1 protein-coding gene is annotated in these 623 nt (G+C 45.4%); it reads right to left on the bottom strand.

Going from position 1 to position 623, the window contains the following annotated elements:
* Nucleotides 1-328: 328 nt before the first annotated feature.
* A partial coding sequence (locus HMPREF3140_RS27025) for an aldehyde dehydrogenase family protein (RefSeq protein ID WP_139146154.1) occupies nt 329-623 on the bottom strand: 295 nt, incomplete at its 5' end.

Raw genomic sequence — 623 nt, 5'->3', positions numbered from 1 at the left:
ACACTAAATCAGTAAGTTGGCAGCATCACCATCGGTCGTCATCCGCGCGAGCCGGTTGCGTAAAATCACTCATCCTGCGGAAACAGGATGAGTGCGAAAATATCACTAAACGCTACGACTCCAGCGCCAGCAGCGCAAAACGCCGATCTCGCAGCAAAAGTGGAGTCCTCCGTCAAGTCTTCACTATTATCGCTACCGGGTAAGTTATCTGGCATAGCCCGGTTTAAAAAATACTTTCCTGAAAATGTTTATTCATACTAATTAAACAAGAGGTTAAAATGGAAACTTACATTAATGCAACATTATGCCAAGTAGTTCGCCCTATTACTTAGCGGTTCTGGCCAGCCATCAACACATATTTCACGTGTATATATTCTTCAATACCATAATAACTGCCTTCACGCCCGTGACCGGAAGCTTTGATACCGCCAAAGGGTACCGATGCCGTCCCGACAGAACCGGAATTTAGAATCACCATTCCCGACTCCAGTTTTCTGGAAAGGCGGAAAGCTCGGCCCACATCTCGGGTCCAAGCATAAGAGACTAGACCATATTCAGTATTGTTGGCGCAACGAATAACTTCTTCTTCAGACGGCTTTGTTGAATAAATCGAACTTTTGCTG

Origin of the sequence: Klebsiella sp. HMSC16A12, from assembly GCF_001808265.1 — a bacterium.
In the GTDB taxonomy this organism is placed as follows: domain Bacteria; phylum Pseudomonadota; class Gammaproteobacteria; order Enterobacterales; family Enterobacteriaceae; genus Klebsiella; species Klebsiella pneumoniae.
Note: the sequence above shows the minus strand (reverse complement) of the source record. Positions and strands in the feature narration are given on the sequence as shown.